This window comes from Candidatus Zixiibacteriota bacterium (assembly GCA_022865345.1).
GTDB lineage: Bacteria > Zixibacteria > MSB-5A5 > MSB-5A5 > RBG-16-43-9 > RBG-16-43-9.
On sequence record JALHSU010000089.1, the window covers coordinates 1 to 2,338 of the forward strand.

Annotated in this window: 3 protein-coding genes; 2 read left to right on the plus strand and 1 reads right to left on the minus strand. The window is 41.7% G+C overall.

Going from position 1 to position 2,338, the window contains the following annotated elements; all coding sequences use genetic code 11:
* Together MUP17_04155 and MUP17_04160 are read left to right on the plus strand one after the other, a co-directional pair.
* The coding region (locus MUP17_04155; GenBank protein ID MCJ7458167.1) for a 50S ribosomal protein L11 methyltransferase at positions 1–498 on the plus strand (498 nt) is incomplete at its 5' end.
* 127 nt (positions 499–625) lie between these two features.
* Positions 626–1,372: a 16S rRNA (uracil(1498)-N(3))-methyltransferase gene (locus MUP17_04160; GenBank protein ID MCJ7458168.1), complete on the plus strand. Its 747-nt coding sequence runs from the start codon at positions 626–628 to the stop codon at positions 1,370–1,372.
* Between the two features lie 349 nt (positions 1,373–1,721).
* On the opposite strand, the gene MUP17_04165 is transcribed toward MUP17_04160, so the two are convergent.
* Complete coding sequence (locus MUP17_04165; GenBank protein MCJ7458169.1) at positions 1,722–2,177, minus strand: hypothetical protein; 456 nt, start codon at positions 2,175–2,177, stop codon at positions 1,722–1,724.
* Between the last annotated feature and the right edge of the window lie 161 nt (positions 2,178–2,338).

A 2,338-nucleotide genomic window follows, 5' to 3' on the forward strand; every position in this document is an offset into this window, starting at 1 on the left:
CCCAAGATGGCTTTCGGAACCGGAGAACACTCCACTACCAGGCTCTGTTTGAAAGCAATAGAGAAATATCTAAAAACTGGTGACCGGGTTTTAGACCTGGGGACCGGAAGCGGTATACTGGCTATCGCGGCGGCTAAATTGGGCGCTTCTTATGTGCTGGCTCTGGATATTGACCCGGATGCGGTCAGCAATGCACGAGAAAATATTAAGAGGAACAAAGTTCAAAAAATAATCGATTTAAAATTGGGGACTTTGAGCAGCAAAATACCGGATGACAGTTTCGATTTGACCGTTGCCAACTTGACCAAGACCCAGATAGTGAAGTTCTTTGAGGGAATGAATCGAGTTTTGAAAAAAGGAGGGATTTTCATCTTATCCGGAATTCAAACTGAAGAGAAAAAGGAGATGGAGAAGTTTTTTCTTTCAAAAAAGGTTTTGTTAAAAGAGATTCTCTCTGAAAAAGGATGGGTTTGTTTTGTGGTAGAAAAAGTTAAATGAGAAGTCTCTGAAGAAAGAAAAATGTCGGGCAGGGGTGCCCGACCTACGAGAATCAATATGTTTTTTTACTCGTAGGCAGGGCTCCCAGCCCTGCAAGTCTGATATTTTCAAAGTAGAGAGAAAGTATATGATCACTTATTTCTATGTTGAACCAAAAAATGTAGGGAAAGATTCTCTCAGAATCGAGGGGGAGGAGGCTAAGCACATTTGTTTAGTATTGAGGAAAGGTGAAGGAGAAATTATAGAGGTGGTGGATGGGGAGGGGATAAAATATCAGGTTCAGATCACAGCCACAGGAAAGGATTGGGTTCAGGGTAAAATCCTCAGCCAGACCAGAAAAGAGAACGAGCCTTTAACTCATCTAACCTTAGCCCAGGCTTTAATCAAAGGGGTGAGGATGGATTTTTTAGTGGAAAAGGTTACTGAGATCGGCGTATCTTCGATTATTCCCCTTATAACCGGGAAAAGCTTGATCAAACTGGAAAAGGATTTTAAAGGGGTTTCGCGGGTGAACAGGTGGAAAAGAATCGCCATAAGCGGGATGAAGCAATCTTTACGCTCAAAGCTGCCAGAAATCCAGAATCCGGTATCATTTCAAGAACTTTTAACTAACGTCAAGGATTATGATTTGGCTCTTATTGCCTGTCAGACTAAAGGTTCAAAATTCTTGAAAGAAATTCTTGAAGCGAAGAAAAGATTAAAGAAAGTTTTACTTTTAGTTGGTCCTGAAAGTGGGTTTACTCAGGAGGAATTGGATTTATCCCTCAAATCCGGAATTATCCCGGTCTCATTAGGGCCCAGAAGACTTCGCTCCGAAACCGCCGGGATTGTCTTTTCCTCCCTGGTGTTGCATGAATTAGAGGATTTGGGATGATTTTTTGAAATATGTAACGTTGCCACTCCCGTGGCAACGAACATTCATTTAATTCCGTAGTGCCAGGCTGTCAAGGTCTTACGATTTTCAACCTCGCAAAGCGAACCTAATCCGCCTCTTTGGCGGGCGCGCTACGAAAACTTCCATTTTTTTCCCCTGCGTAGCCGAGCATTTAGGGCTCGGCAGGTTTTTTTATTTTTATAGGGCAAGGCCTCAAGGTCTTGTCCGCAGGGTCATGGAGAAGACTTTAGCCTCGCTTTTCCGACTTCCTCACAGCTGATTAATTTGATTAAGCTGATGAATCAGTTAGAGAAATCCGTTTAATCAGTAATAATCAGCTGTGAATTTTTTACTTGGATGTAAACCAGGCATAAAGGCTCTTTCGGGCTAAAATAAGCCACAAGATAAAAGGGGTGCACCAGTTTAAAAAATAGAGTATTAAAGATAAAGTTAAGCCAGCATCAGATGGGGTATTGGATTCCCCGTGGATTAAAAAAAGGAATTCAGCTAATAATATCTGCCAGATAAATATTAAAAGAAGTCCTAATAAAAGTTTCTGCAATATCCTGCGAGATTTTATGCCAGGGATGATTAAGATAAGGGAGATGAAGGGTATAAAGTTGTAAAACAATGGTACTAAGAGGGGGAGAAGGATTAGTTCTATTCCGAAGAATCTTAGAAATGGGGGGATAGTGGAGTTGAAGAAAAGGAAATAATAATATTCACCTTTCCAATACCAGAGGGCGAATAAAACCAAAGAGATTACAGTGAATTTTAAGATGAAGGGTAGAAACTTTTCTCTCATAAAACGTGGTGTGACCCTTTTAGGGCGTGATGAAAAGCCCTTTTGAAGTCATTGCGAGGAGTCCTATGGACGACGAAGCCCATCTGGGCTCGCAATGACAGCCTTCTGCACTTTTTCTACAGTTCCTTTTAGATTCTCCAGTGTAGAGACGCACCCGCCTC

What these genes read in the sequence shown, in the direction of transcription:
- MUP17_04160 (MCJ7458168.1), top strand. Translation starts at nt 626, where the DNA reads ATGATCACTTATTTCTATGTTGAACCAAAAAATGTAGGGAAAGATTCT.
- MUP17_04165 (MCJ7458169.1), bottom strand. Translation starts at nt 2,177, where the DNA reads ATGAGAGAAAAGTTTCTACCCTTCATCTTAAAATTCACTGTAATCTCT.